The 23730-nt window shown below is 64.0% G+C and carries 30 protein-coding genes, 1 pseudogene and 1 riboswitch; of the genes and pseudogenes, 9 read left to right on the top strand and 22 right to left on the bottom strand.

What is annotated here, in order from left to right; translation table 11 throughout:
* Positions 1 to 5: 5 nt before the first annotated feature.
* Both AC5ZFO_RS15725 and AC5ZFO_RS15720 read right to left on the bottom strand, forming a co-directional pair.
* Positions 6 to 359 carry a hypothetical protein gene (locus tag AC5ZFO_RS15725; protein WP_028152315.1) on the bottom strand — a complete coding sequence of 118 codons (354 nt, stop codon included), beginning with the start codon at positions 357 to 359 and terminating at the stop codon, positions 6 to 8.
* A 165-nt stretch (positions 360 to 524) separates the two neighbouring features.
* Positions 525 to 1586 carry an alpha/beta fold hydrolase gene (locus AC5ZFO_RS15720; RefSeq protein WP_282525577.1) on the bottom strand — a complete coding sequence of 354 codons (1062 nt, stop codon included), beginning with the start codon at positions 1584 to 1586 and terminating at the stop codon, positions 525 to 527.
* Between the two features lie 244 nt (positions 1587 to 1830).
* Here AC5ZFO_RS15720 and AC5ZFO_RS15715 point away from each other — a divergent pair, with 244 nt between their 5' ends.
* Both AC5ZFO_RS15715 and AC5ZFO_RS15710 read left to right on the top strand, forming a co-directional pair.
* A complete protein-coding gene (locus AC5ZFO_RS15715) occupies positions 1831 to 2097 on the top strand; it encodes a DUF2277 domain-containing protein (protein ID WP_496122221.1) in 267 nt (88 codons plus the stop codon).
* Positions 2098 to 2194: 97 nt separating this feature from the next.
* Entirely contained in the window at positions 2195 to 2434 is a 240-nt protein-coding gene (locus AC5ZFO_RS15710; RefSeq protein ID WP_282525575.1) for a hypothetical protein, read from the top strand.
* Here AC5ZFO_RS15710 and AC5ZFO_RS15705 read toward each other — a convergent pair.
* From AC5ZFO_RS15705 to AC5ZFO_RS15695, 3 genes and pseudogenes are all read right to left on the bottom strand, one after another.
* Positions 2431 to 2912, bottom strand: a pseudogene (locus AC5ZFO_RS15705) (collagen-like protein). The gene AC5ZFO_RS15710 and the pseudogene AC5ZFO_RS15705 overlap by 4 nt on opposite strands.
* Positions 2913 to 3024: 112 nt before the next feature.
* Positions 3025 to 3273, bottom strand: a complete 249-nt coding sequence (locus AC5ZFO_RS15700) for a helix-turn-helix domain-containing protein (RefSeq protein WP_014492884.1) — start codon at positions 3271 to 3273, stop codon at positions 3025 to 3027.
* A gap of 205 nt (positions 3274 to 3478) precedes the next feature.
* Positions 3479 to 4246: an SDR family NAD(P)-dependent oxidoreductase gene (locus AC5ZFO_RS15695; RefSeq protein ID WP_282525573.1), complete on the bottom strand. Its 768-nt coding sequence runs from the start codon at positions 4244 to 4246 to the stop codon at positions 3479 to 3481.
* A 111-nt stretch (positions 4247 to 4357) separates the two neighbouring features.
* Here AC5ZFO_RS15695 and AC5ZFO_RS15690 point away from each other — a divergent pair, with 111 nt between their 5' ends.
* Positions 4358 to 4843, top strand: coding sequence for a J domain-containing protein (locus tag AC5ZFO_RS15690; RefSeq protein ID WP_282525572.1), 486 nt, complete (start codon positions 4358 to 4360; stop codon positions 4841 to 4843).
* 105 nt (positions 4844 to 4948) lie between these two features.
* Here AC5ZFO_RS15690 and AC5ZFO_RS15685 read toward each other — a convergent pair whose 3' ends face one another.
* The 3 genes from AC5ZFO_RS15685 to AC5ZFO_RS15675 form a co-directional block, all read right to left on the bottom strand.
* Positions 4949 to 5200, bottom strand: a complete 252-nt coding sequence (locus tag AC5ZFO_RS15685; RefSeq protein ID WP_282525571.1) for a hypothetical protein — start codon at positions 5198 to 5200, stop codon at positions 4949 to 4951.
* Between the two features lie 238 nt (positions 5201 to 5438).
* Positions 5439 to 5699 (bottom strand): hypothetical protein, encoded by a 261-nt coding sequence (locus AC5ZFO_RS15680; protein ID WP_282525570.1) that lies wholly within the window; start codon positions 5697 to 5699, stop codon positions 5439 to 5441.
* A 183-nt stretch (positions 5700 to 5882) separates the two neighbouring features.
* Positions 5883 to 6266 carry a RidA family protein gene (locus AC5ZFO_RS15675; RefSeq protein WP_282525569.1) on the bottom strand — a complete coding sequence of 128 codons (384 nt, stop codon included), beginning with the start codon at positions 6264 to 6266 and terminating at the stop codon, positions 5883 to 5885.
* Between the two features lie 506 nt (positions 6267 to 6772).
* Between AC5ZFO_RS15675 and AC5ZFO_RS15670 the strand changes: the two genes are divergently transcribed.
* The gene (locus tag AC5ZFO_RS15670) at positions 6773 to 7207 is read left to right on the top strand and encodes a hypothetical protein (RefSeq protein WP_028152303.1); all 435 of its coding nucleotides are present in this window, start codon (positions 6773 to 6775) and stop codon (positions 7205 to 7207) included.
* A 105-nt stretch (positions 7208 to 7312) separates the two neighbouring features.
* Here the strand turns inward: AC5ZFO_RS15670 and AC5ZFO_RS15665 are convergent, their stop codons facing one another.
* The 3 genes from AC5ZFO_RS15665 to AC5ZFO_RS15655 all read right to left on the bottom strand — a co-directional run bounded on the left by AC5ZFO_RS15665 (position 7313) and on the right by AC5ZFO_RS15655 (position 9253).
* Positions 7313 to 8005, bottom strand: a complete 693-nt coding sequence (locus AC5ZFO_RS15665) for a glutathione S-transferase family protein (RefSeq protein WP_496122220.1) — start codon at positions 8003 to 8005, stop codon at positions 7313 to 7315.
* 11 nt (positions 8006 to 8016) lie between these two features.
* The gene (locus AC5ZFO_RS15660) at positions 8017 to 8409 is read right to left on the bottom strand and encodes a hypothetical protein (protein ID WP_282525567.1); all 393 of its coding nucleotides are present in this window, start codon (positions 8407 to 8409) and stop codon (positions 8017 to 8019) included.
* Between the two features lie 193 nt (positions 8410 to 8602).
* Complete coding sequence (locus AC5ZFO_RS15655; RefSeq protein ID WP_282525566.1) at positions 8603 to 9253, bottom strand: glutathione S-transferase family protein; 651 nt, start codon at positions 9251 to 9253, stop codon at positions 8603 to 8605.
* A gap of 254 nt (positions 9254 to 9507) precedes the next feature.
* Here AC5ZFO_RS15655 and AC5ZFO_RS15650 point away from each other — a divergent pair, with 254 nt between their 5' ends.
* The gene (locus AC5ZFO_RS15650; protein WP_496122219.1) at positions 9508 to 10236 is read left to right on the top strand and encodes an SDR family oxidoreductase; all 729 of its coding nucleotides are present in this window, start codon (positions 9508 to 9510) and stop codon (positions 10234 to 10236) included.
* Positions 10237 to 10360: 124 nt separating this feature from the next.
* Here AC5ZFO_RS15650 and AC5ZFO_RS15645 read toward each other — a convergent pair whose 3' ends face one another.
* The gene (locus AC5ZFO_RS15645; protein ID WP_282525564.1) at positions 10361 to 10894 is read right to left on the bottom strand and encodes a mismatch-specific DNA-glycosylase; all 534 of its coding nucleotides are present in this window, start codon (positions 10892 to 10894) and stop codon (positions 10361 to 10363) included.
* A 106-nt stretch (positions 10895 to 11000) separates the two neighbouring features.
* Between AC5ZFO_RS15645 and AC5ZFO_RS15640 the strand changes: the two genes are divergently transcribed.
* Positions 11001 to 12251 carry a toll/interleukin-1 receptor domain-containing protein gene (locus AC5ZFO_RS15640; RefSeq protein ID WP_496122218.1) on the top strand — a complete coding sequence of 417 codons (1251 nt, stop codon included), beginning with the start codon at positions 11001 to 11003 and terminating at the stop codon, positions 12249 to 12251.
* Positions 12252 to 12368: 117 nt separating this feature from the next.
* On the opposite strand, the gene thiC is transcribed toward AC5ZFO_RS15640, so the two are convergent.
* The 6 genes from thiC to AC5ZFO_RS15610 form a co-directional block, all read right to left on the bottom strand.
* Positions 12369 to 14267 carry a phosphomethylpyrimidine synthase ThiC gene (gene thiC, locus AC5ZFO_RS15635; protein ID WP_282525562.1) on the bottom strand — a complete coding sequence of 633 codons (1899 nt, stop codon included), beginning with the start codon at positions 14265 to 14267 and terminating at the stop codon, positions 12369 to 12371.
* A 182-nt stretch (positions 14268 to 14449) separates the two neighbouring features.
* On the bottom strand, positions 14450 to 15058 hold the full coding sequence (locus AC5ZFO_RS15630) for a thiamine phosphate synthase (RefSeq protein ID WP_282525561.1): 609 nt from the start codon (positions 15056 to 15058) through the stop codon (positions 14450 to 14452).
* Positions 15045 to 15827: a thiazole synthase gene (locus AC5ZFO_RS15625; protein WP_282525595.1), complete on the bottom strand. Its 783-nt coding sequence runs from the start codon at positions 15825 to 15827 to the stop codon at positions 15045 to 15047. Before AC5ZFO_RS15625 ends, AC5ZFO_RS15630 begins: the two co-directional genes overlap by 14 nt.
* A 154-nt stretch (positions 15828 to 15981) precedes the next feature.
* A complete protein-coding gene (gene thiS / locus AC5ZFO_RS15620) occupies positions 15982 to 16179 on the bottom strand; it encodes a sulfur carrier protein ThiS (protein ID WP_014492903.1) in 198 nt (65 codons plus the stop codon).
* A 7-nt stretch (positions 16180 to 16186) separates the two neighbouring features.
* Positions 16187 to 17197 (bottom strand): FAD-dependent oxidoreductase, encoded by a 1011-nt coding sequence (locus AC5ZFO_RS15615; RefSeq protein ID WP_282525560.1) that lies wholly within the window; start codon positions 17195 to 17197, stop codon positions 16187 to 16189.
* Positions 17185 to 17313, bottom strand: a riboswitch (TPP riboswitch). It overlaps the preceding gene by 13 nt.
* Positions 17314 to 17383: 70 nt before the next feature.
* Positions 17384 to 17932, bottom strand: coding sequence for a lytic transglycosylase domain-containing protein (locus tag AC5ZFO_RS15610; RefSeq protein WP_282525559.1), 549 nt, complete (start codon positions 17930 to 17932; stop codon positions 17384 to 17386).
* Positions 17933 to 18162: 230 nt separating this feature from the next.
* On the opposite strand from AC5ZFO_RS15610, the gene AC5ZFO_RS15605 reads away from it, so the two are divergent.
* Positions 18163 to 18363, top strand: a complete 201-nt coding sequence (locus tag AC5ZFO_RS15605; RefSeq protein ID WP_282525558.1) for a hypothetical protein — start codon at positions 18163 to 18165, stop codon at positions 18361 to 18363.
* Positions 18364 to 18365: 2 nt separating this feature from the next.
* On the opposite strand, the gene AC5ZFO_RS15600 is transcribed toward AC5ZFO_RS15605, so the two are convergent.
* Together AC5ZFO_RS15600 and AC5ZFO_RS15595 are read right to left on the bottom strand one after the other, a co-directional pair.
* Positions 18366 to 19694: an ATP-binding protein gene (locus AC5ZFO_RS15600; RefSeq protein ID WP_282525557.1), complete on the bottom strand. Its 1329-nt coding sequence runs from the start codon at positions 19692 to 19694 to the stop codon at positions 18366 to 18368.
* A 13-nt stretch (positions 19695 to 19707) separates the two neighbouring features.
* On the bottom strand, positions 19708 to 20487 hold the full coding sequence (locus AC5ZFO_RS15595) for a response regulator (protein ID WP_282525556.1): 780 nt from the start codon (positions 20485 to 20487) through the stop codon (positions 19708 to 19710).
* 180 nt (positions 20488 to 20667) lie between these two features.
* Between AC5ZFO_RS15595 and AC5ZFO_RS15590 the strand changes: the two genes are divergently transcribed.
* Positions 20668 to 21237: a hypothetical protein gene (locus tag AC5ZFO_RS15590; protein ID WP_282525555.1), complete on the top strand. Its 570-nt coding sequence runs from the start codon at positions 20668 to 20670 to the stop codon at positions 21235 to 21237.
* A 237-nt stretch (positions 21238 to 21474) separates the two neighbouring features.
* Positions 21475 to 22005 (top strand): PRC-barrel domain-containing protein, encoded by a 531-nt coding sequence (locus tag AC5ZFO_RS15585; RefSeq protein WP_282525554.1) that lies wholly within the window; start codon positions 21475 to 21477, stop codon positions 22003 to 22005.
* A gap of 6 nt (positions 22006 to 22011) precedes the next feature.
* Here the strand turns inward: AC5ZFO_RS15585 and AC5ZFO_RS15580 are convergent, their stop codons facing one another.
* Both AC5ZFO_RS15580 and AC5ZFO_RS15575 read right to left on the bottom strand, forming a co-directional pair.
* Positions 22012 to 22176: a hypothetical protein gene (locus AC5ZFO_RS15580; RefSeq protein ID WP_282525553.1), complete on the bottom strand. Its 165-nt coding sequence runs from the start codon at positions 22174 to 22176 to the stop codon at positions 22012 to 22014.
* Entirely contained in the window at positions 22173 to 23387 is a 1215-nt protein-coding gene (locus AC5ZFO_RS15575; RefSeq protein ID WP_282525552.1) for an ABC transporter substrate-binding protein, read from the bottom strand. The genes AC5ZFO_RS15580 and AC5ZFO_RS15575 overlap by 4 nt, the downstream gene beginning before the upstream one ends.
* Positions 23388 to 23730: the final 343 nt, after the last annotated feature.

Here is a 23730-nt window from a genome sequence, read left to right as displayed (position 1 = left end):
ATGGCCTACACCGCATCGGCCGGCACGAAGCAACTGATGATGATGGCGCCGCGGTGGTGAACGTACCACACAACGGCCTGGCCGACCGGATTGCCGCGATCGCGGATGATGGCGCGCTCGGGCACCTCCATCCACTGTCCCTCGATCGGTACCCAATAGGTGCCGCCTCGCACGTCGTAGTCGGTGCGATGGCCGTCGGAGATGTCGCAGCAGGGCACGCCGTTCGGCGCGATCACGCTCTTGAACCAGGCGCGGATGTCGGGCGGCACATGGTCGTATTGGCCGTTGTCGAACGCGAACGCGGCGCTCGTCTGCGCCATCGTCGCGGCCAGCCAAACGCACAGCGCGAGCCTGTGCATGCGAACTCCTCCCTGCGTCGCGCGCCGACTGCGCGCGATCGCGTCGCGTTCGATTCGTATCCTTGATGCGATTAAGCCTGAGCTGTGAGCGCAATGCATGCTCAAATAATATGCGGCGTGAGAGTTGCCGCACATGATGCGTTGCGATATGAGCGGTCTGCCGCGCTACATCGTCCGCTGCGGCGCGGTTTGCAGTAATTGCCTGATCTGCTCGACGTAGAATTTCGCGTTGCCGGTGGTGCCGTGGCCGCGCGTCTCGGTGCTCGCGGGGATCAGATACAGCTTGCCGTTCTTGACCCGCTTCATCGCGGCGTCCGTGATGCCGGTCTCCGGCGGGTTGCGCTCGTCGTCGGCGGAATTGATCAGCAGCAGCGTCGCCTCGATCTGCTCGAGCTTGTCGCCGGCATTGTAGTCTTGCGAGGAGCCCCACTGGTAGAGGAAGTCATTGGCATCGGACGTGATCGGTGTCGCCAGCCGCTCATCGACGATCTTGTCGGCCTTCGCCGCGGACGGCGCCTGTTGCTGATAGGCGAGCGTGCCGCCGATGCTGGCGATGCCGTAGGCGGTGATGGCGTATTTCATCACGCGCGGCTGGCTGGTGTAATTGCCGCCATTATAGTTGGGATCGTTGCGGATGGTGTCGAGCATGATCCGCCGCATCATCCAGTTGCGTGAGGCCATCTCGGTCGGCTGCGAGGCCATCGGCACCAGTGCGTCCATCTCCTGCGGATATTTCTCGCCCCACAGCCACGTTTGCATGCCGCCCATCGAATTGCCGATCACGAGCCGCAGATGCTTGACGCCGAGGCCCTCCTTCACGAGGCGATGCTGCGCCTCGACCATGTCGTCGTAATTGTATGTCGGGAAGCCCGTCTTCATGCCGTCCGACGGTTTTGACGATTTGCCGTGGCCGATCGCGTCGGGGAGGATGATGTAATATTTGGATGCGTCGAGCGGCTGTCCCGCGCCGAACAGCTCGCCGGCGAAGGCGGGCGACAGCATGCTCGCGCCCGAGCCGCCGGTGCCGTGCAGCACCAGCACGGGCTGGCCAGAGGGCTCGCCGACAGTGGTGTAGTGCAGCTTCAATTCCGGCATGGTCTCGCCGGTGTGGAACTTGAAATCCTTGGCGATCCAGTCGCCTTGCTTCGGTGCTGGATAATCGGCGGCCATAGCCGGCATTGCGATGGACAGCAGGATGGCCGCTAGCGCCGCGCAAGACGTTTTCATGTTTCTCTCCCCATGCGGCTCATGGTCGGCGGCCGCGTTGGAGCGATCTTATCAGCTGGTCACGGAGGATCGAGACCGGACCCATCATCGCCCCCCGAAAAACATTCCCCGATGGTGCGGCGCGCAAGGGGAATAGTCGCGGACCAGATATGGCTGATCCTGCCTATGACACGGCTGCTTCCGGGATGTAGGATTTCGGCCTCGCCGATCGTCCTCAGGGGAACACCGCTACTGGAGAGCCTGCATGTGCCGCAACATCAAGACGCTGTTCAACTTCGAGCCGCCCGCGACGGAGGACGAGATCCACGCCAGTGCGCTCCAGTTCGTGCGCAAGCTTTCCGGTTTCAACAAGCCGTCGCAGGCCAATGAAGAGGCCTTCGAGCTGGCGGTCGCGGAAGTGTCGGAGGCCGCGCGAAAGCTCCTGGCTTCGCTGCACACCCATGCGACGGCGCGGGACCGTGAGATCGAGGCGGAGAAGGCCAAGGAGCGTTCGCGGCTGCGGTTCGGTTAGCCGGTCTCCTGCGTCCGTTCCGTGATCTGGCTCACGGTGAGAGCGGCCTCAAATTGCAATGATGTGCGCCGGGGTTTTGACAGCCCGGAGCACGACCATGAGCCGCCCCCTTATTCCTCTCAGAGCAGGTGCCGTCACCTTCACCGTGCTGTGGACCGCATGGATGATGTGGTGGAGCGGCTCCTACAGCAGCGTCAACCTCGTCATCCTGACGCTGCTCGGGACGCTGGTCGGCTATCTCTGGTACCGCGCCATGCGCTGGCAGTTCGAGCGCATGGGCATGCTGCCGCGCAAGGACGAGTCCTCCGGGGCACCGAAGCAACTTCCGCCCGCCTAGTCCTTGTGGCCGTGCTTCTTCTTTTTCTTCTTCTTCCTGTGATCGTCGCCTTCGCCGTCGTCGGCATCGTCATCGACGATCGCCTCGTCAACCTCATGCACGGCGGCTTCCAGCGCCTCGCGCTCGGCGGCTTCGCGCTCGCGCTGGCGGCGGCGCTCGTCCCAGGCGTCGAAGAGTTGATCGAGCCACGGCAGCACCTGCTCGATTGACGGCAGCTGGCCGGGCGGTCCGGCCTCGCCGCGTGGGCCTTGCGGCCCCGCCGGCCCGGCCGCGCCCCGCGCGCCGGCTTCGCCTGGCTTGCCCGGCAGGCCGGCCTTGCCCTGCGCGCCGGCCTTTCCAGCCGCCCCGGGCTTGCCCTGCGGTCCCGGCTTGCCACGCGCGCCGTCCGGCCCCGCTTGCCGGGATGCCCCTGCGGTCCCGGCCGTCCCGGCTCGCCCTGCCGCCCACGCGGCCCCTGCCGTCCCTGATCGTCTGCCACGCCACTACTCCCTCTAAGGAAGCAAGCTACTTAGCGGCGTTTGACGACAGCAGCAATTCCGCCGGCGCCTTGCGCCGGGCTTGATCAACACCAATCGTGCCCGCGTCGCGTGCTAGTCGTGATACGCGGGCACGTCGATGCCGGACGCCGCATAGATCCTGATCTTGTTGCGCAACGTGCGCACCGACAGGCCGAGCACGCGCGATGCGCGCGTGCGGTTGCCGTCGCAGCGTGCGAGCGTTTGGAGCACGAGCTCGCGCTCGACTTCGTCGACGGTCGCGCCGATCAACAGCGGAACGATTTCGTTAGGGGCAAGAAATTGCGCGCCCGGATCGGACGCAGCGACATGAACAGTGGTCATCAACACACCTCCCGATCAACGCCCGCTTCCATCTTTGGAAGCGATCGAGAACCAACGGCCCCCTAGCCGTAGATCTACGGTGGGCGGGTTTGGTTAACGAGTGGTTAATCGCGGGCGATCGCACCAATTGACCTTGGGATTGCCGCGAAGGTGCCGCGATTGGCACGGGATGCATAGCGATGCGGACCGATTTTGCGCGCCCCGCTCACACCGTCCGGTACCCGCCGTCCACCATCACGATCGTCCCCGTGACATAGGCCGACAGGTCCGACGCCAGGAAGATCGCGGGGCCCACGATGTCCTCGGGCTTGCCGGTGCGCGCCAGCGGGGTGTGATCGACGAAGGCCTGCACCAGCGCCGGATTGGTCGCGCGCACGTTGGCGTTGATGTTGGTCTCGATGAAGCCCGGCCCGATCGCATTGACGCGCACGCCTTCCTTGCCGAGCTCGACCGCAAGCGCCTTGGTGAAGCCGAGCACGCCGTGCTTCGAGGTCGTATACGCCGCCGAGCTCGGCGTGCGCAGATGCACGAAGGACTGGATCGAGCCGATATTGACGATGCGGCCCTTGGCGGCCCGCAGCGGCGCGAGGAACGCCTGCGTCACGTTGAAGACGCCGTTGAGGTTGAGCGAGATGATGTCGTTCCAGTCCTTCGCCACCGTCTCCGTGTCCGCGGTGAAGGCGTTGCGGCGGGTGATGCCGGCATTGTTGACGAGGATCGAGACCTGCCCGACCTTGTCGGCGACCTGGCTGGCGAGCGCAAAGCAGTCGTCACGCTTCGTCACATCGAGCGCAAAGCTCTCGGCCTTGCCGCCGGCCTTGCGGATCTCCTGCGCGGCCTCCGCGACCGTGTCGGCGTTGACGTCGAGCAGCACCACTTGCGCGCCCTCGCGGGCGTAGCCGACCGCGATCGCCCGGCCGATGCCGGATCCGGCGCCCGTGACGACGGCTATGTGGTTTGCGAGCAATGCCATGACAATTTCCTCCCGGATTCGTTTCGAAGTTTCATGAAAGGCTAACTCGAAATTAAGGGGGCGGAAACGGCCGGCTTGGCATACTGATCCTCATTGCTAAACGTTGCGCGCATGATGGGACGGCTTGAAGTCTGGAAACTCGCTCTCGAACGCCTGCGGTCGGCGCAGCCGGCCGACTGGGCCGAGGCGGGCCGGCTCGTGGCCGAGATCGTGCGCATGAGCACGGATGCCACGCTGCGCCAGGCAGCCGAGCAGGCGCTTCCGGTGCTGCGCCAGGCCGTGGACAATGACGATCACAGCGTCACGCTGGCAGCCCAGCGTCGCGTCGGCGTGATCCTCGAGGTCGTTCATGATCTCACCGCGCCGCGCTTCGGCCGCCGCAACGCCATGCCGAAGCAGCTCTCCAGCGAAGATCGTGCCCGCAGGATGCTTGGCCTGCCGCTTGCCGTGCAGCTCACCTGCGACGACATCAACCAGGCCTACCGCCGCGCCGCCAAGGGCAAGCATCCCGACCAGGGTGGCAGCGCGCAGGCCTTCATCGACCTCGCGGCCGCGCGCGACATCCTGATCCATCCAGGTGCGCACAAGGACGCGTGAGCGCGCGCTGTCGCTTGCGCCTCGGCGGTCCGCTCTGTGCACACAAAAAAGAGCGGGCAAGGACGCATCGCGCCATTGCCCGCTCGTCATCCGCCGATCGAAGTTTTACCAGGTGCACTGGCCGTTCTTCAACGCGTGATCCTTCAGCACGAGTGCGTCGACGAAGGTCGGCACGGTCGCGCTGACGCGGGCAAAGTCGGAGGGCCATGGTGCGGTCGGGATGCTCTCGTCCCAGATCTGGCAGAAGCCGGTGTCCTGCCAGCGGATCAGGTGATAGCTGGCTTCGGCAGGGCTCGCGGCGACGAAGGCAGTGACGGCAACACCGGCAGCAGCGCACAGCACGGAAATACGACGCATGATCAGCTCCTCGAATGAAAGATGTGATGCACCTCCCGACAATGACGGGAGGGATGGTGTGGGGCGCTTTTGGGGATGCGCCCCGGACAAGATGTGAGTAGTTCCGCCGGCGGATCAGGTTCAAAGCGTGCGCGCAGGAAATGCGTCATTTGAGCCGGAAAACTAGCGCACGCCTGCAAAGGAAAAGGGCGGGTCGCTCGCGCGGCCCGCCCTCAAAATCAAATTCGTCGCGTGACGCTCAGAGCGTGCAGCGGCGCTCCGAGCGCAGCTTGATCTGGAGATCCGAAGCCGCGGTGAAGGTCGGGAGCGGCTTGCTGACGATCTTGTAGGTCGACGCGCCCCACTGGAACGGCTTGTACTTCAGGTCCTCGTTCCAGACCTGGCAGATGCCGGTGTTGTCCCAGCGGATCACGTAATAGCCGACCGCCGCCGAAGCCGGCACGGCAAACGCGGAGGTGGCGATGCCGGCAACGGCACAGAGGGCGAGAACGCGACGCATAGAAAATCTCCTTGTGGGGATGTGTGACCCGAAAATCCGTGCGGTAAAAGGCGACCCTTTGCAAGCCGAGGGGCAGCCGTTTCACGGATATGTCAGAGCGAGCCGCGCACTTGGTTCGGCCGAGTGCCCGGCAAGACACATACGCCAAGACACACGCGACAAGACACACGCGCTAAACGTCGCTCACTTCGCCAGCGATGCAATTGCCTCGATCTCGATCAGCATTTTCGGGTCGGGCAGCGCCTGCACCACGCAGGTGGTGCGCGCCGGGTAGGGCGGCGGGCCGAACGCGCCGGCATAGAGTGCGTTCATCGCGGCGACGTCGGAAGCGCGCGTGAGCAGCACGTTGACCTTGACGAGATCGCGGACCGTCGCGCCGGCTTCGTCCAGCACGCGCTTGATGTTGACGGCGACGTTGGCGAACTGCGCCTCGAAACCGTCCGGCAACGCGCCATTGCCGTCGAAGCCGGGAATGCCGGACACGAACAGGAGATCGCCGACACGCGTGGCAAAGGACAGCGGCGGCGCCTTGACGTGCGGCGGGGGTGCGAAATGCTGGATCGGCATGGGATCACCTCGGATGAAACGGTTGCGTCGCCCGCGTGAGCGTAGCGACATGCGGGGGAGTTGCAATCGGCATTGGGCAAGGCGGGCAAAACAAAAACGCGAAAACAACCCCATGCACAGTAGAAATCGTGAGTGCTTTGAATTCGGTATAGCCGAATAATTTCACTTGCTCCGTCGGGCAAAACAGGGGCATGATGGCATCATGGCGGTGGTGCTCGTTTGCGCGGACTCTTCCTTCGCCTCGCCCCGCTTGCGGGGAGAGGCCGACGCGCTCGGCAGCGCACTTGCGCGCCTGAGCGCGGCGGGTGAGGGGGACTCTCGCGAGTCCAACTCCTACCGCTTATGCCGAAGCAGCCCCTCACCCCAACCCTCTCCCCGTAAGAACGGGGCGAGGGAGCGCACCGCGCCGGCCTCACGCTCCATCATGTTGCCGCCGCGATCCATCGGATACATTCGCTGCATCTGATTCGAATCCTCCCTTGAAAAATAGCCCCCGGAGACGCCCCATGAAGCTCGCCACCACCTTCCGCGCCGCGCTGGTCGCCATTGCCGCTCTGGCCGGCCTTTCGACCTCGGCGATGGCCGACGGCGGCACCGTGGTGCTGACGATCTACAAGGCGGGCTGGATCATCGGCGGTTCGGGCGGCTCGGGCGTGCTGAACTTCCGCGGCCGCTCCTATGGGCTCTCGACCGGCGGGCTCGACTACGGCCTCGTCTTCGGCGGCTCCAAGACCGTGCTGCGCGGCCGGGTCTCCAACATCAACCGTCCCTCCGACGTCGCCGGCGTCTATGGTGCGGCCGGTGCCGGCCTTGCCGTCGGCCGCGGCGCCCGCGCCATCGTGCTGACCAACCAGAAGGGCGCGGTGCTTGAGCTGTCGGGCTACCAGACCGGCCTGATGGCGAACGCGGATCTGAGCGGGCTCGCGATCACGATGCGGTAGGGCAGGCTGCATCAGCGTCGTCATTGCGAGCGTAGCGAAGCAATCCAGGCCGTCGCCGCGGAAAGATTCTGGATTGCTTCGCTACGCTCGCAATGACGGAGCGGATTACGCGCTCACCGCCGCATGAATCCTCTCGCAATGCGCGACGAGATTCTTGTGCGCATCGACAAAGGCCTTCAGCGGCGTCGGGATCGGAAAATAATAGATGTTGGCGATGAAGCCGTAGATGCCGGCATCACAGCTGGTCGGCGCCGCGCCGTGGACGAAGCCCGCGGCGGGAACGATCTCCGCCAGCACTTCCAGATCGGCCAGGCCCCGCGTGTAGGCCTGCTCGGGCGTGTAGCGGCCGATGCCCTGGAAATAATAGCGCTGCGAATTATACGCCTTCGCCTTTTCCAGTCCCTCGGCATCGAGTTGCGGATGCTGCGCGATGAAGGCGTCGCGGAACGCCGGATAGAAGCGATCGTCCTTCCAGCGCGAATACGACATCACCCAGTAGAGATCGTCCAGCATGCGGGTGACGAGATGATTGGTCCGCCGTGCATCCTGCGACAGTGCGGCATCGATGCCCAGGTGATATTTGGCGATCGCATGCGCAATGATGGTCTCGCTGTCGCCGATGGTCTCGCCGTCGTCGACGACGTAAGGCAGCTGCCCGCGCGGCGCGGCAGAGGCATTGAAGAGATGCTCGTGGACGAACGGCACACCTGCGAGCTTCAGGAACGCGTAGACCTTGAGGCCGTAGCCGTTGTTGTCGGCGACGCCGAACAGTTTTGGGTAGGAATAGAGGGTCAGCATGGTTGCTCCCTTCAGCGCGATGGCACCTTGGCGTGTTGCTCGGTCGTGGCCGCTTGCGCGGCCTTGCTGGCGCGGATCATCAGGAATGCGCCGGAAGAGCCAGGCAGCCTCCAGCGCCCATCGATTTCGGTCGCCTCGGCGTTCACCGTGCCTTCGTAATGGACTATGTCGAAGCCGTAGCCGGGCGGCTCGTAGCGTTTGACGAACGAGACCGCGTTGCCGGAGCGCTGACCCGCGATCGAGGCGTTGTGGGTTCGCAGCGGGCAACGCGGGTTCGAGCAGGGCTCGGTCACGCTTCCGCCGAGCGCGCCGCCGGTTTCGACCAGAGTTGCGGTGAAGGTGACCATTCCGGTGCCCGGTTGAATGTAGCTGCCATCCCAGACGCCGGAAAGATCGTCGCTCATGGCGGTGCCTTCCTGGAATGATGCGGGCCGGTTGATATCAGGCTCTTCCACTTCAAGTCGTATCGCCGGAGCGACGGGCTGGCAACAGTCCTGCGCATTGTGCGTAGCGTCATTCGATCGGAGGACGCCCGGCGTCGCCCGCTCGAGGTATGAATTCGGGATGATGTACCCGCTTCGGTGAGAGGCGCGGCCTCTATTTTCCGGTCGATGCGGCGGTGAACACCGCTAGCTGCGCATCGAACGCCCGCCGGAACGCAGGCCGTGCTTCGCCGCGGGCGACGTAGGCTGAGAGGTCGGGATATTCCTCCAGCAGGCGAGACGTGTTCAACCGGCGCAGCACCGTCACCATCATGAGATCGCCGGCGCTGAACGCACCGTCGAGCCACTCGGCCTCGCCGAGGCGATGGGACAATTCGCCGAGCCTGGTCCGGACGCGATCCTTCAGGACCGGCAGGCGCTCCTCGTACCAGCTCTTGTCGCGCTCGAACAGCATCGTCATCCCGAACTCGACGATCGGCGGCTCCAGCGTGTTGAGCGCGGCGAACATCCATGCGATCGCGCGGCTCCGCGCATTCGCATCCTTTGGCAACAATCCATCATGGCGTTCGGCGATGTGGAGCACGATCGCGCCCGACTCGAACAGAGCGAGGTCGCCGTCCTCATAGGTCGGAATCTGCCCGAACGGATGCAGCGCGAGATGGGCGGGTTGCTTCATCGCCGCGAACGACACGAGGCGGACATCGTAGGACTGGCCCACCTCCTCCAGCGCCCAGCGGACCCGCATGTCGCGGGCCTGTCCCTTGCCGCGGTCGGGCGAGTTTTCGAAGGCAGTGATGGTGGGCATCTGGCGGCTCCGGGGTGATGGCGCTTTGTTTCCAGAGGACGAACGACGGGTGCGGATCCCGACACCCTATCTCGCCTTCTCGCAGGGTGGGCAAAGGCGCGCTCTTCGCGCCGTGCCCACCGTTCCTCCGGATTTGTGAAGAGATGGTGGGCACGGCGCAAGCGCGCCTTTGCCCACCCACCAAAGCCAGCTATCCGCATCGCCAATTCGCCTTGCATCGCTATACTGCCGACCATCAGCAGGATGGTGACCCCATGGGAAACGAATTGGAAGGCAAGGTTGCTGCCGTGACCGGAGCCGCGTCGGGCATCGGGTTGGCGAGCGCCGTCGCCATGCTGGCCGCGGGCGCGCGCGTGGTGATGGTCGACCGCGACGAGGCCGCGCTGAAGGCGCTCGGCAACAAGCATGGCGACGCCGTGATCCCGCTGGTCGTCGACCTCCTGGATCCCGGGGATTGCGCATCGTTGCTGCCGCGCGTCCTGGAGAAGGCAGGCCAGCTCGACATCCTGCACGCGAATGCGGGCACCTATGTCGGTGGCGATCTGGTCGATGCCGACAATATGGCCATCGACCGGATGCTGAACCTGAACGTCAACGTCGTGATGAAGAACGTGCACGACGTGCTGCCGCACATGATCGCGCGCCGGAGCGGCGACATCATCGTCACGAGTTCGCTGGCGGCGCATTTTCCGACGCCGTGGGAGCCGGTCTATGCGTCGTCCAAATGGGCGATCAACTGCTTCGTCCAGACGGTGCGGCGCCAGGTCTTCAAGCACGGCATTCGCGTCGGCTCGATCTCGCCCGGCCCGGTCGTCACCTCACTGCTCGCGGACTGGCCGCCCGAAAAGCTGAAGCAAGCCAGGGAAACGGGCAGCCTGCTGGAGGCCAGTGACGTGGCTGAGGTGGTGATGTTCATGCTGACGCGGCCGCGCGGCATGACCATCCGCGACGTGGTCATGCTGCCGACCAATTTCGATCTCTAAGGCGGCCTGCGTGGGGTGACGGTGCGAACTCCTCATGGTGAGGAGGCGCGAAGCGCCGTCTCGAACCATGCGGGCCCGTATCTCGCCCGCGGCCATCCTTCGAGACGACCGCTTCGCGATCTCCTCAGAATGAGGTCGGTGGGCGTTGAACGTCCTGCAAAGCGATCCACGCCGCAAGCTCGCGCCACGGCTCCAGCGTCCAATGCCCGGATGCAGCGCCGGAGGGCGAGGGCAGCACGAAAATCTCCGGCAATCCTGCATCGCGCGGCTGCCGCCTCAGCGCGATCCCGCTCGACGGCCTCCCGTAAAACAAGCTCGCGGCCTTCTTGCTCGTGAACGCAATCGCCTTCGGCCGATATTTTTCGATCTTGGCCCTGAACCCCGGCACGTCGATCGTCTCAGCCGCGATCTGGTGATCCATCCCGGCGCCCGACTTGGAGAGATCGGTGAAGCCGATCCCGAGCTCGATCAGCGCGGCAAACTCGCCCGGCTGATACCGCCGCTGCGTGATCCCGGCCTCATGGATCGCGCGCCAGAAGCGGTTGCCGGGATGAGCGTAGTAGTGCCCGAGTTCAGCCGAGCGCGTGCTGGCGGCGGTGCCGACGAAGACGAGGCGGAGGTTGGGACGGAGTTGGTCGGGGAGGCGGGGTGCGGTCACAGATTTATACTCGCCAAGGGTGTATAACGCTTTTATCTGTTGATAGCTTCTTGTAAGCTAAGCTCATTGTGCATTTATAAAATCAGATCGATCTTGGAGAGAAAATGTGGCCAAGCTTCATGACGCGTTCATAAGTCACGCAAGCGAGGACAAGTCGAGCTTTGTTCGTCCATTAGCGGAATTCTTAAAAACTGCGGGGGTCAGTGTTTGGTACGACGAATTCGCGTTGAAGGCGGGTGATAGTTTGTCGCGATCAATAGACAAAGGGTTGGCTGGAAGTAAATTCGGAATCGTGGTTCTGTCGGAAGCGTTCTTTAAAAAGCGCTGGACTGAGTATGAGCTAAGTGGGCTAGTTGCAAAGGAAATAAACGGAAGAAAGACGATCATTCCGGTTTGGTTCAACATAACTAAGCGCGACGTTCTAAAGTTCAGTCCGACGCTTGCGGACAAATTTGCTCTTACCGCGGATAATAAGTCCATTGAATCGATCGGATTCAAGATAATCGAGTTAGTGAAGCCTGATCTGTTTGCGAGGGTCCATCAGCGTTTAGCTACAATGGAGTACGGTCGATCTGGGCGTGCCGTTGATCTAGATCCGAAGGTCGTCAAGCAGGCTCCGATTCGACACGGTAAGCTTTCGACAGAGCTTACTTCTCGAATTCGATTGATTCGGGCGGCGCTCCTCGATGTCTATCCGTTGCCGATGGAGGCTTGGGTTGATGGATTTCGGAGGGATACTACTCCCGAGACTGAAGTCGCAATTTGGGAGCGCCTCGCGTCCGTCTATCTTGAGTATAGCTATGGCAAGCCTGCTCGGAAAAACTTATACGACCAAGTGTTCCGAGTCGTCGCCTTTGGTAAATCGGACGGAATTCCAGATGATCTTTTGGAGAGAGCTTCACGCGCTTTGCCGATAGAGGGAAAAGAGCGAGAGCGATATTCGGCTCGCTCGTACAATGTCCTTGCGTCAAGTGAGGAGGAGGCCGCGTTCGGTAGTGTCACCAAGGTGACCGAAGGGGTCCCGATTGATGTTGTGAAAAGATTGCGTATCGACGAGCTCAACATGCAGCTCGAAACGACCGGGCACGTTGCTATCGATGTCTCTGAGATACAAAATGAGGCAGTTCGCAGGATTATGGCTGAGGCCGGTGCGATCTTAGGGAACGACAAAAGAACAGGAGCGCAAGCTATCTTCTATGGACTGGATACACTGAGGCAGTTTAGTCAAGTAAACGAGAATGTACGCTTTCCTCGACCGGTAGTTGAAGTTTCGTACGATAGCGCTGGTGATCAATTGGAGTACCTTGTTGCGGCCGTAACCATCCTAAAGGGTGGTTGCTGTTATGACCGCAGCTGAATTTATCTAGTTAAGGATTGGGCGGGAAATGCCTTGCACGCGACAGAAAGGCCGGGCTCTAGCCCGGCCTTTCGTTTGAAGTGTCTAATACTTGCTGGGTAAGGCTCCGCATCTCCCTCACAACACCCGATTGCTCTCCTTCACCTTCTCCGCATCCAGATAAACGCTGCTCCCCATCTCCTTGAACTTCTCGCTCATCCTGGCCATGCCGTCCTCGGCAGTCCCGCTCATCGACATGCCGACGCTGTTCGGATCGTTCAACGTCGCCGCATAATCCCGCACGTCCTGGGTGATCTTCATCGAACAGAACTTCGGCCCGCACATCGAGCAGAAATGCGCGACCTTGTGGGCTTCCTTCGGCAGGGTCTCGTCGTGGAAGTTCTTGGCGGTATCCGGGTCGAGGCCGAGGTTGAACTGGTCGCTCCAGCGGAAGTCGAAACGGGCGCGGGAGAGGGCGTCGTCGCGCAATTGGGCTGCGGGGTGGCCCTTGGCGAGGTCGGAGGCGTGGGCGGCGATCTTGTAGGTGATGACGCCCACCTTGACGTCGTTACGATCAGGCAGGCCGAGATGCTCCTTCGGCGTGACGTAGCAGAGCATGGCGCAGCCGAACCAGCCGATCATGGCCGCACCGATGCCTGAGGTGATGTGGTCATAGCCCGGCGCGATGTCGGTGGTCAGGGGCCCGAGGGTGTAGAACGGCGCTTCGCCGCACTCCTTGAGCTGCTTGTCCATGTTGATCTTGATCTTGTGCATCGGCACGTGGCCGGGGCCTTCGATCATGACCTGGCAACCCTTGTCCCACGCGATCTTGGTGAGCTCGCCGAGCGTCTCGAGTTCGGCGAACTGCGCGCGGTCGTTTGCGTCTGCGATCGAGCCGGGACGCAGGCCGTCGCCGAGCGAGAACGAGACGTCATATTTGCGCATGAGGTCGCAGATCTCGTCGAAATGCGTGTAGAGGAAGCTCTCCTTGTGATGCGCCAGGCACCACTTCGCCATGATCGAGCCGCCGCGCGAGACGATGCCGGTGACGCGGTTGGCGGTGAGGTGGATGTAGGACAGGCGAACGCCGGCGTGGATCGTGAAATAGTCGACGCCCTGCTCGCACTGCTCGATCAGCGTGTCCTTGTAGAGCTCCCAGGTCAGCTTGACGGGATCGCCTTCGCACTTCTCCAGCGCCTGGTAGATCGGCACGGTGCCGATCGGGATCGGCGCGTTGCGCAGAATCCATTCCCGGGTGGTGTGGATGTTGCGGCCGGTGGAGAGGTCCATCACGGTGTCGGCGCCCCAGCGGATCGCCCACACCATCTTGTCGACTTCCTCTTCCACCGACGACGTCACGGCGGAGTTGCCGATATTGGCGTTGATCTTGGTGAGGAAGTTGCGGCCGATGATCATCGGCTCCAACTCAGCGTGGTTGATGTTGCAGGGGATGATGGCGCGGCCGCGCGCGATCTCGCTGCGGACGAACTCCGGCGTGATGAAGGCTGGGACTTCGGCGCCGAAGCTCTCGCCGTCGGCGAGCGCGGCTTCCGCGCGACCGAGCTGCTTTTTGCGGCCGAGATTTTCGCGCTCAGCGACGTAGATCATCTCCTTCGTGATGATGCCGGCGCGGGCGAATTCGAGCTGGGTGATCTTGTGGCCGTCGAGGCCGCGTAGCGGCTTGTGGTGAGCGGTGAAGGCCTTTGCGGCATGCGAGGCGCCGACGTTGCCATTGTCCTCCGGCTTGATATCGCGGCCCTGATACTCCTCGACGCCGCCTCGCTCCTTGACCCAGGCGAGACGGTTGCGCGACAGGCCGGCGTTGACGTCGATGGTGACGGTCGGGTCGGTGTAGGGGCCCGAGGTGTCATAGACCGGCAGGTTCGGCTCGCCGGCGCCTTCGGAGAGGATGATTTCGCGCAGCGGCACGCGCATGTCGGGCGCAGCGTCCGGAGACGCGAAGATCTTTCGCGACGAGGGCAGCGGGCCGGTGGTGACGGCGGGGACGGTCTTGTCGGGATTGGAGCGGATGTTCATGGGATCCTCCGGTTAAGTCGTGTGTGTCGCTGTGCGATAGGCAAATGGCGCTGTCATCCCCGCGAAGGCGGGGATCCAGTATTCCAGAGGCCGCAGTGGGATACGGAGAGGCTGCGGCGTACTGGATCGCCCGGTCAAGCCGGGCGATGACAGTGGAGTGTGGGGTGAGAGCGGAGCGTGCATCATGCGGCCTCCGCAGGTAGGCCGAGCCACTGCCGCACCCGCGCGTCCGGGTCGGCGTTTTGGGTGACGTCGCTGACGACGGCGATGGAGTCGGCGCCGGCGGCAAAAATCTCCGCGGCGTGCTCGAATTTGATGCCGCCGATCGCGACCAGCGGGATGCTGCCGATCCGCTTCTTCCATTCCGTGATTTTCGGAATGCCCTGCGGTTCGAAGCGCATCGATTTGAGCGTGGTGAAGAAGATCGGACCGAGCGCGACGTAGTCGGGTTCTGCGGCGAGCGCGGTCTCAAGCTCCGCGTCGTCATGGGTGGAGATGCCGAGCGACAGGCCGGCCTCGCGGATGGCTTGGAGGTCCGCATCGGCAAGGTCTTCCTGACCGAGATGCAGATACTTTGCGCCGGCGACGACAGCCGCGCGCCAGTAGTCGTTCACGACCAGCTTGGCCTGTGTGTCCTTCGTGATCGCCAGCGCATCGGTGACGATCTGGAGCGCGTCGGCGTCGTTGAGGTCTTTCGCGCGCAGCTGGATGGTGCCGACGCCGAGCTTGGTCAGGCGTTCGACCCATTTGAGACTGTCGACGACGGGGTAGAAACGATCAGGATACGGCATGCCAGAACGGAGTCCCAACGACAGGGGTGGAAGGGGAAGCGAAGTCGCGGGCGTTCATCAGCCCGGCTTCGTAGGCGGTGCGGCCGGCATCACAGCCGAGACGGAAGGCATTGGCCATCGCGACGGGATCGGCGGCTTTCGCGATGGCGGTGTTGAGCAGCACGGCGTCGTAGCCGAGCTCGAGCGCCTCGGCCGCATGCGACGGCGCGCCGATGCCGGCGTCGACCACCAGCGTGATATCGGGCAGCCGCTCGCGCAGCAGTTTGAGCGCATCGCGGTTGGTGATGCCCTTCGCGCTGCCGATCGGCGCGGCCCAGGGCATGACGACCTTGCAGCCGGCATCGACCAGGCGGTTCGCGACCGAGAGGTCCTCGGTGCAATAGGGGAACACCTCAAAGCCGTCCTTGATCAGGATGGTGGCGGCCTCGACCAGGCCGACGACGTCGGGCTGCAGCGTGTCGTTGTCGGCGATCACTTCCAGCTTGATCCAGGACGTGCCGAACAATTCGCGCGCGAGCTTTGCGGTGGTCACGGCTTCGCGCACGCTGCGGCAGCCGGCGGTGTTCGGCAGCACGCTGACGTCGAGCTCGCGGATCAGATTCCAGAACGCGTCCCCGGTCTTGCCGCCGGCGGCTTCGCGGCGCAGCGACACCGTGACGATGTTCGAGCCGGAGGCACGGATCGCCGCCTGCATGATCGCAGGCGAGGGATAGAGCGCGCTGCCGATCAGCAGACGGGAGGCGAAGGTTTTGCCGTAGAAGGTCACCATGTCCAAGGTGTCTCCTTAGAGGACGCTGTCATCCCCGCGAAAGCGGGGATCCAGTACGCCGCGGCGGCGCGGCTGGAAGCGAGAAGCCGCGGCGTACTGGATCGCCCGATCAAGCCGGGCGATGACAGCGGAGTGTTTGGCGAGAGCAGCATTTTCACCCTCCCTGCCGCGGCGTGATGATCTCGATCTCGTCGCCGGCTTTCAGTGCCGTCTCGGCCCAGCGGCTCTTCGGCACGACGTCGTAATTGAGCGCGATCGCGAAATGGGTGCCTTCGTAGTCGAGCTCGCTGAGCAGCGCGTCCACGCTGGCCGAGTTCACCTCGCGCTGCTCGCCGTTGACGATCACAAGCATTGGACGATCACGCGCATTGCATCACCTCATTGTCGATCTGGCCGCGCTGGACGTATTGCAGCGTCAGCTCGGCGAGCGCCGGCGCGATAAGGAAGCCGTGACGGTAGAGGCCGTTGACGCTGATCTGGCCGCCACGAATGCCGATGCGCGGCAGATTGTCGGGGAAAGCGGGGCGCAAGCCCGAGCCGAATTCGACGATCCGCGCCTCGCCGAAGGCCGGATGCACGGCATAGGCCGCACCCAGCAGCTCCAGCGCCGAGCGCACGCTGACGCCGGTGTCCTCGGCCTCGATCGAGGTCGCGCCCAGCATGAACAGATTGTCCTCGCGCGGGATCACGTAGAGCGGCCAGCGCGGATGGATCAGCCGCACCGGGCGCGCCAGCCGCACCTCGCCGGTCTCGATCAGGATCATCTCGCCCTTGACGCCGCGAAGCTCCGGCTGCTCGTCGCGCGCACCAAGGCCGCGGCAGTCGATCACGATGCCGTCGAGCTCGGCGGCGCTGACGTCGCTGGAAAACTTGATGGTGCCGCCGGCGGCGCGGATGCGCTCGTGCAGCTTCGGCAGCACGCGGCGCGGCTCGACATGGCCCTCGGTCGGGAAGAACAGCGCGTCGCGGAAGCGGCCTTCCAGCGACGGCTCGAGCTCGGCAAGGCCGGTCGCATCGAGCCGGCGGTGGCCTTCGGTCATCCGCGCAAAACGCTCGAAATCGTTGCGCTCGCGCGGGTGGGCGACGACGAGCGAGCCGTTGAAGGGGGTGTCCGGCAGCTCGCGCCGCCAGATGTCCAGGGAGCGCTGGCCGAGCCTGGAGATGATGGGTTCGGCGACCTCCGCCTCGCACCAGGGCGCGAGCATCCCGCCGGCCCAATGGCTGGTGGAATCGGTCATCGCGGCGTCACCGCGCTCGTGTAGCGTTACGGCATGGCCGGCCTGCGCGAACAACAGCGCCTGCCAGGCACCTGCAATGCCTGCGCCGATGATGGATACCGGGGAATCCGGTCGATTGGTGGTCTGCAACATCCCTGTCCCTTCGCCGGCATGACCCGGATCAGGTTCAAAGGGTCACCGCGGTCCTGGGCCTTCTGACCCATTTAGCGGTATCTCAGCTCCTCCTCGGAGCACCCCTCGGAACGGCTCTAATGTAGGCCAGTGACGGCCTGTGTCAACGCATGTTCCCGGGAACCCCGCTGTCGGGGACACGAGAGGCTACTTCAAGGCCTGTGCCCGCGCATTGCGGACGCGCTGGGCCAGCTTCTTATGCGGCGCCGTCCCGAACATCGGCTGCGGATTGCCGTTCGGCTCGAGCCAGACGTTGCCCATATTGGTGTCGCCCATATTGGCGACCTGTACGGCCTCCTGACGCTGCCGCTTTGCAACGTAGTAATAGCCGCCCGCGAAATAACGCACGGCTCGGGCGTGGTCGCCATTGGCGGCGCGATAGGCGCCGGCGAGGTATTTGACGGCGTAGGTGAGGTTCGTGTTGGGATCGCGCAGGCCGGCGGCGTCGCCGGTGTAGCCGACCCCGCGGGCGGTCGCGAGCTTGATCTGCATCAGGCCGATGGTGCCGCCGCGGCCGATCAGGCCGGGCTGATAGCGGCTCTCGCGCATGATGACGCGATGCACCAGCGCTTCCGGCACGCCGTTGGCGCGGGCATGGGCAGCGACCATCTCGACATATTCGGCTTCGCCCGCGAATGCGCCCTGCGGCAACATCAGTCCGGCCGCAGCGAGCATGGCAATACGCAAAATTTTCATTGAATTATTCCTCGGCAGAACGGACCTGCACCCGTGCGCGTTAGGCCGTGGGAACACGGCGATGATGTGGCGAAACGCCGCCAGCGGCGATTTTCGCCGGGCCGTCGTTTTTACGACTCAAACCCAGGTTAGGATTGCAGTTGGCGGTGTGCGTTACGCGACAGCAGGTCTGTCCGTTCGTGCGTTCGCCCAAAAATCGCTATTCAAAACCAGCATTCGGGAGGACGTCCATGACCCGAGCAAACATCGGCGACATCCCCAAGCAGAACCCCTGCGCGCAATGTGGGGCACCGATCCCGTCTCCGGACTGGATCGAGCCGGGCGAAGGCCGCGTTTCCTATCTCTGGAAATGCCACGCCTGCGGCTACCGCTTCGAGGCGGTGGCGATCTTCGATGAGCACGCGATCGAGCATCCGCCGCTCGCCGCCTGAGCTTACGCCGCCACCCGCGGCTGCTGCCACACCGGCAACTGCATCCGCACGATCAACCCGTGCGGCGCGCGGTCGTGCAACGACAGCTCGCCGCCATGAGCGATCGCGATCGCGCGCGCGATCGACAGGCCGAGCCCGAAGCCGGTGTGCTCGTCCATGGTGCGCGCGTCGTCGCCGCGCGCGAACGGCTCCAGCATCTCCTGCTTGCGCGTATCCGAGATGCCGGGGCCGTCGTCCTCGACGTCGATGACGAGCCTGGTGCCTGATACGTCGAGGCGGATCGTCACTTCGGCCCCGAAGCGCACCGCGTTCTCGACGAGGTTGGTGACGCCGCGGTGCAGATCGTCGGGCCGCGCGGCGGCCGTCGCCGAAGCGGGACCGTCATAGCGCACGACATGGCCCATGTCGCCGAACTGGTCGGCGATGAGCTGGAGCGTGCTCGCGATGTCGACCAGCGTCACCGCCTCGATCTTGCGGTCGTTGCGCAGCAGCGACAACACGGATTCCAGCATCGAGCGCATCTGGTCGAGGTCGATCAGCATGCGCCTGCGGTTGCCCTCGTCCTCGATGAACTCGGCGCGCAGGCGCAGCCGGGTGATCGGCGTTCGCAGGTCGTGGCTGATCGCCGCCAGCATCCGGGTGCGATCCGACATCAGCCGCGCGATCCGCTCATGCATGCGGTTGAGCGCGCGCGCGACCGAGCGGATCTCCTCCGGGCCGCGCTCGGGCAGCGGATCGGCCGCCCCGTCCAGGCTGAAATTCTCGGCGGCCCTGGCAAACGAGGACAGCGGCGCGGCCAGCGCATAGGCCGCCCACAGGCCGAGCATCGTGACGCTGATCAGCGCGAACAGCAGCGTCATCATCCAGGGGCCGCCCCAGAACCGCGGCGGATGCGGGCCCTGCTCGACGCGGCCTGCGATCACGCTGCCGTCGGGAAGCTCGACCGCGACGCGGCGCACGCCGAAATTCGGGGCCAACGCGACCACCTTGTACTGATGGCCGAGATGCCGGCGGACGTTGCGCAGATGCGGGCCGCCGCTGTCCTCGGCGACGGAGAAGGTCCCCGGCGCGAGGAACTCGATGCCGGCATTCGGAAACGCACGCACGATATTGGCGAGGATGCGCGGCCGCTCGCTCGCATCCGTGCCGTTGAGCAGCAGGGCCGCGTCCGCGAGCTGATGGGCAGCGTCGGGCGGCGGCTCGGCCCGGTCCGGCCGGCTGATCAGGAAGCTCGCGGTGAGGATCAGATGCAGCGCGACGATCGACGCCACCACCAGCGCGGCGATCTGCCCGCCGATGCTTTTGAGGTGGAAGAAGCGGAACGGCGTCATGACGACCGCCCCACTAACTGCTCAGGGTCGCCGCGACCGCTTCATTGCCAGCTGCTTCAGTCCCGGCCGCTTCAGTCCTGGCCGCTTCAGTTCTGGGCGTGAACAGATAGCCGCCGGAGCGCACCGTCTTGATGATGGTGGGATCGGCCGGATTGGGCTCGATCTTGCGGCGGATGCGGCTGACCAGCACGTCGATCGAGCGCTCGAACGAGCCGGTGTTGCGCCCTTGCGTGAGGTCGAGCAGGCTGTCGCGCGACAGCACGCGACCGGGCCGCTCGCAGAACGTCCGCAGGAGATCGAACTCGGCGCTGGTCACCGCGACGCGCGCGCCTTCCGGATTGCGCAATTCGCGCAGGCGCAGATCGATACGCCAGCCCTCGAAGGCCAGCGTGGAGGCACCCTCGATCGAGCTTGCTGCCTGGGCTGCGGCCTGGCGGCGCAGCACCGCGTTGATGCGCGCGAGCAGCTCGCGCGGGTTGAAGGGCTTTGGCAGATAGTCGTCCGCGCCCATCTCGAGGCCGACGATGCGATCGACGTCCTCGCCGCGCGCGGTCAGCATGATGATCGGCGTCTGCGCCTCCGAGCGTACCTTGCGGCACAGGCTCAGGCCGTCTTCGCCGGGCAGCATGACGTCGAGGATGATGAGGTCGACCCGGTGATCGGCCAAGGCACGCGACATCTCCCGGCCATCGCTCACGGCGGTGACGTTGCAGGCGTTGTTGCGCAGGTACTTTGCAATCAACGTCCGGGTTTCGCGGTCGTCCTCGACGACCAGGATGTTGGGATTGGCCATGCGCTTTGTTTGTCCAAGATTCGGGCCAAATGGCGAAGATTTTTGTTTCGGATTGTTTCTGCCCGTCCGGGCGCAACAGCAGGCAATACCCGGGCAGGGAAGCAACAAGGTCTCGTTAAGGGCGCTAACCATACCGTGGCGGTGTCGCTTACGAAACCCCGCAAAAGCCACGGAGCCATCATGACCTCGATTTCGGCGGCCTCCGCCGGTCACTACCAGTCGCCGCTGCAGCGGCTTCAGCAGGAATTGCAATCGGACGTTTCCGACGGCACGATCTCGTCATCGGACCAGTCGGCGCTCTCGACGGCGCTGACCGATATCGACACGGCCTTGCAGTCGAGCCGATCCAGCGATCAGTCGAGTGGCACGCGTCCCTCCAAGGACGACGTGAAGTCGAAGATCGACGATCTCATCGCCAACGAAGTGTCGAACGGGACGCTGACCTCGGACCAGGCGGACAAGTTGAAGAACGTGTTCCAGTCCGCCTTCGCCAAGGGGCCCGGCGGCGCCGGTGGTCCCGGTGGTGCGGGCGGACCGCCGCCCGGCCCGCCGCCGGATGACAGCTCGTCGGAATCGTCCGCGACGGACTCGACCAGCAGCACGTCGACCGACTCAACCACGGCGGACATTCTCCAGCAATTCCTCCAAGCGCTCCAGCAGTCGCAATCTTCGAGCGCGTCCTACGGCGCCAACGGCAGCTCATTCGGCGGTTCGGATTTCTCCGCACTCCTGATCGACTTCAAGAGCTGACCTGAGCGACGCAGGTCGGCGCGTTCCTCGCCGCGATCGTGCTTGACTCAGGGCGCATGATCGTCGGCGGGGAACTGTGCATCCGGAACGTTCCCCATCAAACGTTCCTCAGTGACGCAGGAACTTTCATCGCAGCGCAACGCCATCACCGCGCAACGAAATTACCGCAGCAAAGGAACTGCGGATGATGGCCGCTGTTCTCTCCGCATAAGCTTTCTGGTGAAGGAGAGGACAACAATGTTGATGAAATCGATCGCCGCCGGCCTTGCCGGCACCGCACTGCTTGCGACCGTTGCGTTCGCGCAGAACCCGACCGCCACCACCGACAAGGCGGCGCCCGCGGCCACCACCACCACGACGATGACGACCGCGTCGGGCGAGTGGCGTGCCTCGAAGATGGCGGGCCTGAAGATCTACAACGATGCAAACGAGAACATTGGCTCGATCAACGACCTACTGATGGACAAGAGCGGTAACGTCAAGATCGCCGTGATCGGCGTCGGCGGCTTTCTCGGAATGGGTGAGCATCTGGTCGCCGTCCCCTACGAGAAGCTGAAGTTCGTCAACGAGGCCGTGGCCTATACCGGCACGGGCGCGAAGCCTGCGGCGACCACGACCACCGGCGCTGCGACCGGCACCGAGAAGACCACCACGACGACGACGGCTACGACCGCCTCGTCCACGTCGAAATGGTATCCGGACCACGCCGTGTTCAACGCCAGCAAAGACGAGCTGAAGAACATGCCCGAGTTCAAGTACTCGGAGTAATGCTGCTCACGTGACGGCCGAAACGAAGCGCGCCCGGTTTTCACCGGGCGCGCTGTCGTGTCTTTCCTTCGTCATTGCGAGGAGCGAAGCGACGAAGCAATCCAGAGCTATCTCCGTGGACGCATTTCTGGATTGCTTCGCTTCGCTCGCAATGACGAAGAGCGCGATCAATTCCCCTTCACCAGCGGGCAGCCGCCCTTGTCGAGCGGACGGAAAGCCTCGTCGCCGGGGACGGTGGCGATCAGCTTGTAGAGGTCCCACTCGCCCTTTGACTCCTCCGGCTTCTTCACCTCGAACAGATACATGTCGTGCACCATGCGACCGTCGATACGGATCTTGCCGTTCCTGGCGAAGAAGTCGTTGACCGGCGTTTTGCGCATCTGCTCCATCACCTTCGGCGCCTCGTCGGTCTTGATGGCCTCGATCGCCTTCAGATAGTGCATGGTCGCCGAGTACAGACCGGCCTGGATCATCGTCGGCATGTGACCGACCTTCTCGTTGAACCGCTTCGAGAAGGCGCGCGTCTCCTCGTTCATGTCCCAGTAGAACGCGTCGGTGACAATCAGGCCTTGCGTCGCCTTGATGCCGAGCGAATGCGTGTCGGTGATCTCCTGGAGCAGCGCGATCATCTTCTGGCCGCCCTGAACGAGTCCGAACTCGGCGGCCTGCTTCAGCGCGTTGGTGGTATCGCCGCCGGCATTCGCCAGCGCGACCACCTTGGCCTTGGAGGCCTGGGCCTGGAGCAGGAAAGACGAGAAGTCCGAGGAGTTGAGAGGATGGCGGACCTCGCCGAGCACCTTGCCGCCGCTCTCCTTGACCACGTTGGCGGCGTCGCGCTGCAGCGCCATGCCGAAGGCGTAGTCGGCGGTGACGAAGAACCAGGTGTCCTCGCCGCGCTTCACCATCGCCTTGCCGGCAACGTTCGACAGCGCATAGGTGTCGTAGGTCCAGTGTACCGTGTTGGGCGAGCAGGCGACGCCGGTGATGTCGGACGAGCCGCCGCCGGAATTGATGTTGATCTTGTTCTTCTCGCGCGTCAGCGCCGAGATCGGCAGCGCCACCGAGGATGTCGGCACGTCGAAGATCGCATCGACCTTGTCGTTGTCGTACCAGTTGCGGGCGATGTTGACGCCGACGTCGGGCTTGTTCTGGTGATCGGCAGCGACCACCTGCACCGGCTTGCCGGCGACCTTGGCGCCGTAATCGGCAACCGCCATCTCGACGGCGGCGAGCGAGCCCTTGCCGGTCGCGTCCGCATAGAGGCTCGACATGTCCGTGAGCACGCCGATCTTGACGACATCGTCGGAGACCTGCGCCTGCGCGGCGCCTGATGTGGCAGCGAGAGCGAGACCGGCCGCGACGGCGGCGATGAGTTTCTGCATATGTTTCTCCCTGTGTTGTTGTTTGGGTTTTGTTACGGGGACTCTTCTAGCGACAATCGGTCGCGGCAGCTAAGCCAAAGATGCGTGAGGGGACGGCGAATATGCAGAGCGCGGCGGTGCTGTTGCCCTCTCCCCTTGTGGGAGAGGGTGGCTCGCCGCGCAGCGGCGAGACGGGTGAGGGGTCTCTATCCGCGCTCACTGCTCTTACTTCTGAGTTCGCTGAGGCAACCCCTCATCCGGCGCTTCGCGCCACCTTCTCCCACAAGGGGCCTGTTGCGTAATTCGTCAATTGTGATTCCCTCGGGCAAAGCCTTGGAGGGTAGCGATGGCGGTTAAGCAGACG

It is taken from the genome of Bradyrhizobium sp. Unk1 (assembly GCF_059512345.1).
This window is presented reverse-complemented; position numbering and strand designations above follow the sequence as displayed.

Bases quoted from the DNA above. Each gene is read 5' to 3' on its own strand.
- AC5ZFO_RS15690 (WP_282525572.1), top strand. From the start codon at position 4,358: ATGATGGGACGGCTTGAAGTCTGGAAACTCGCTCTCGAACGCCTGCGG.
- AC5ZFO_RS15680 (WP_282525570.1), bottom strand. From the start codon at position 5,699: ATGCGTCGCGTTCTCGCCCTCTGTGCCGTTGCCGGCATCGCCACCTCC.
- AC5ZFO_RS15685 (WP_282525571.1), bottom strand. From the start codon at position 5,200: ATGCGTCGTATTTCCGTGCTGTGCGCTGCTGCCGGTGTTGCCGTCACT.
- AC5ZFO_RS15715 (WP_496122221.1), top strand. From the start codon at position 1,831: ATGTGCCGCAACATCAAGACGCTGTTCAACTTCGAGCCGCCCGCGACG.
- thiS (WP_014492903.1), bottom strand. From the start codon at position 16,179: ATGCTTGTGATCGTCAACGGCGAGCAGCGCGAGGTGAACTCGGCCAGC.
- AC5ZFO_RS15625 (WP_282525595.1), bottom strand. From the start codon at position 15,827: ATGGTGACCTTCTACGGCAAAACCTTCGCCTCCCGTCTGCTGATCGGC.
- AC5ZFO_RS15665 (WP_496122220.1), bottom strand. From the start codon at position 8,005: ATGCTGACCCTCTATTCCTACCCAAAACTGTTCGGCGTCGCCGACAAC.
- AC5ZFO_RS15605 (WP_282525558.1), top strand. From the start codon at position 18,163: ATGACCCGAGCAAACATCGGCGACATCCCCAAGCAGAACCCCTGCGCG.
- thiC (WP_282525562.1), bottom strand. From the start codon at position 14,267: ATGAACATCCGCTCCAATCCCGACAAGACCGTCCCCGCCGTCACCACC.
- AC5ZFO_RS15710 (WP_282525575.1), top strand. From the start codon at position 2,195: ATGAGCCGCCCCCTTATTCCTCTCAGAGCAGGTGCCGTCACCTTCACC.
- AC5ZFO_RS15660 (WP_282525567.1), bottom strand. From the start codon at position 8,409: ATGAGCGACGATCTTTCCGGCGTCTGGGATGGCAGCTACATTCAACCG.
- AC5ZFO_RS15585 (WP_282525554.1), top strand. From the start codon at position 21,475: ATGTTGATGAAATCGATCGCCGCCGGCCTTGCCGGCACCGCACTGCTT.
- AC5ZFO_RS15615 (WP_282525560.1), bottom strand. From the start codon at position 17,197: ATGTTGCAGACCACCAATCGACCGGATTCCCCGGTATCCATCATCGGC.
- AC5ZFO_RS15725 (WP_028152315.1), bottom strand. From the start codon at position 359: ATGCACAGGCTCGCGCTGTGCGTTTGGCTGGCCGCGACGATGGCGCAG.
- AC5ZFO_RS15700 (WP_014492884.1), bottom strand. From the start codon at position 3,273: ATGACCACTGTTCATGTCGCTGCGTCCGATCCGGGCGCGCAATTTCTT.
- AC5ZFO_RS15695 (WP_282525573.1), bottom strand. From the start codon at position 4,246: ATGGCATTGCTCGCAAACCACATAGCCGTCGTCACGGGCGCCGGATCC.
- AC5ZFO_RS15675 (WP_282525569.1), bottom strand. From the start codon at position 6,266: ATGCCGATCCAGCATTTCGCACCCCCGCCGCACGTCAAGGCGCCGCCG.
- AC5ZFO_RS15670 (WP_028152303.1), top strand. From the start codon at position 6,773: ATGAAGCTCGCCACCACCTTCCGCGCCGCGCTGGTCGCCATTGCCGCT.
- AC5ZFO_RS15720 (WP_282525577.1), bottom strand. From the start codon at position 1,586: ATGAAAACGTCTTGCGCGGCGCTAGCGGCCATCCTGCTGTCCATCGCA.
- AC5ZFO_RS15655 (WP_282525566.1), bottom strand. From the start codon at position 9,253: ATGCCCACCATCACTGCCTTCGAAAACTCGCCCGACCGCGGCAAGGGA.
- AC5ZFO_RS15600 (WP_282525557.1), bottom strand. From the start codon at position 19,694: ATGACGCCGTTCCGCTTCTTCCACCTCAAAAGCATCGGCGGGCAGATC.
- AC5ZFO_RS15610 (WP_282525559.1), bottom strand. From the start codon at position 17,932: ATGAAAATTTTGCGTATTGCCATGCTCGCTGCGGCCGGACTGATGTTG.
- AC5ZFO_RS15590 (WP_282525555.1), top strand. From the start codon at position 20,668: ATGACCTCGATTTCGGCGGCCTCCGCCGGTCACTACCAGTCGCCGCTG.
- AC5ZFO_RS15630 (WP_282525561.1), bottom strand. From the start codon at position 15,058: ATGCCGTATCCTGATCGTTTCTACCCCGTCGTCGACAGTCTCAAATGG.
- AC5ZFO_RS15595 (WP_282525556.1), bottom strand. From the start codon at position 20,487: ATGGCCAATCCCAACATCCTGGTCGTCGAGGACGACCGCGAAACCCGG.
- AC5ZFO_RS15650 (WP_496122219.1), top strand. From the start codon at position 9,508: ATGGGAAACGAATTGGAAGGCAAGGTTGCTGCCGTGACCGGAGCCGCG.
- AC5ZFO_RS15575 (WP_282525552.1), bottom strand. From the start codon at position 23,387: ATGCAGAAACTCATCGCCGCCGTCGCGGCCGGTCTCGCTCTCGCTGCC.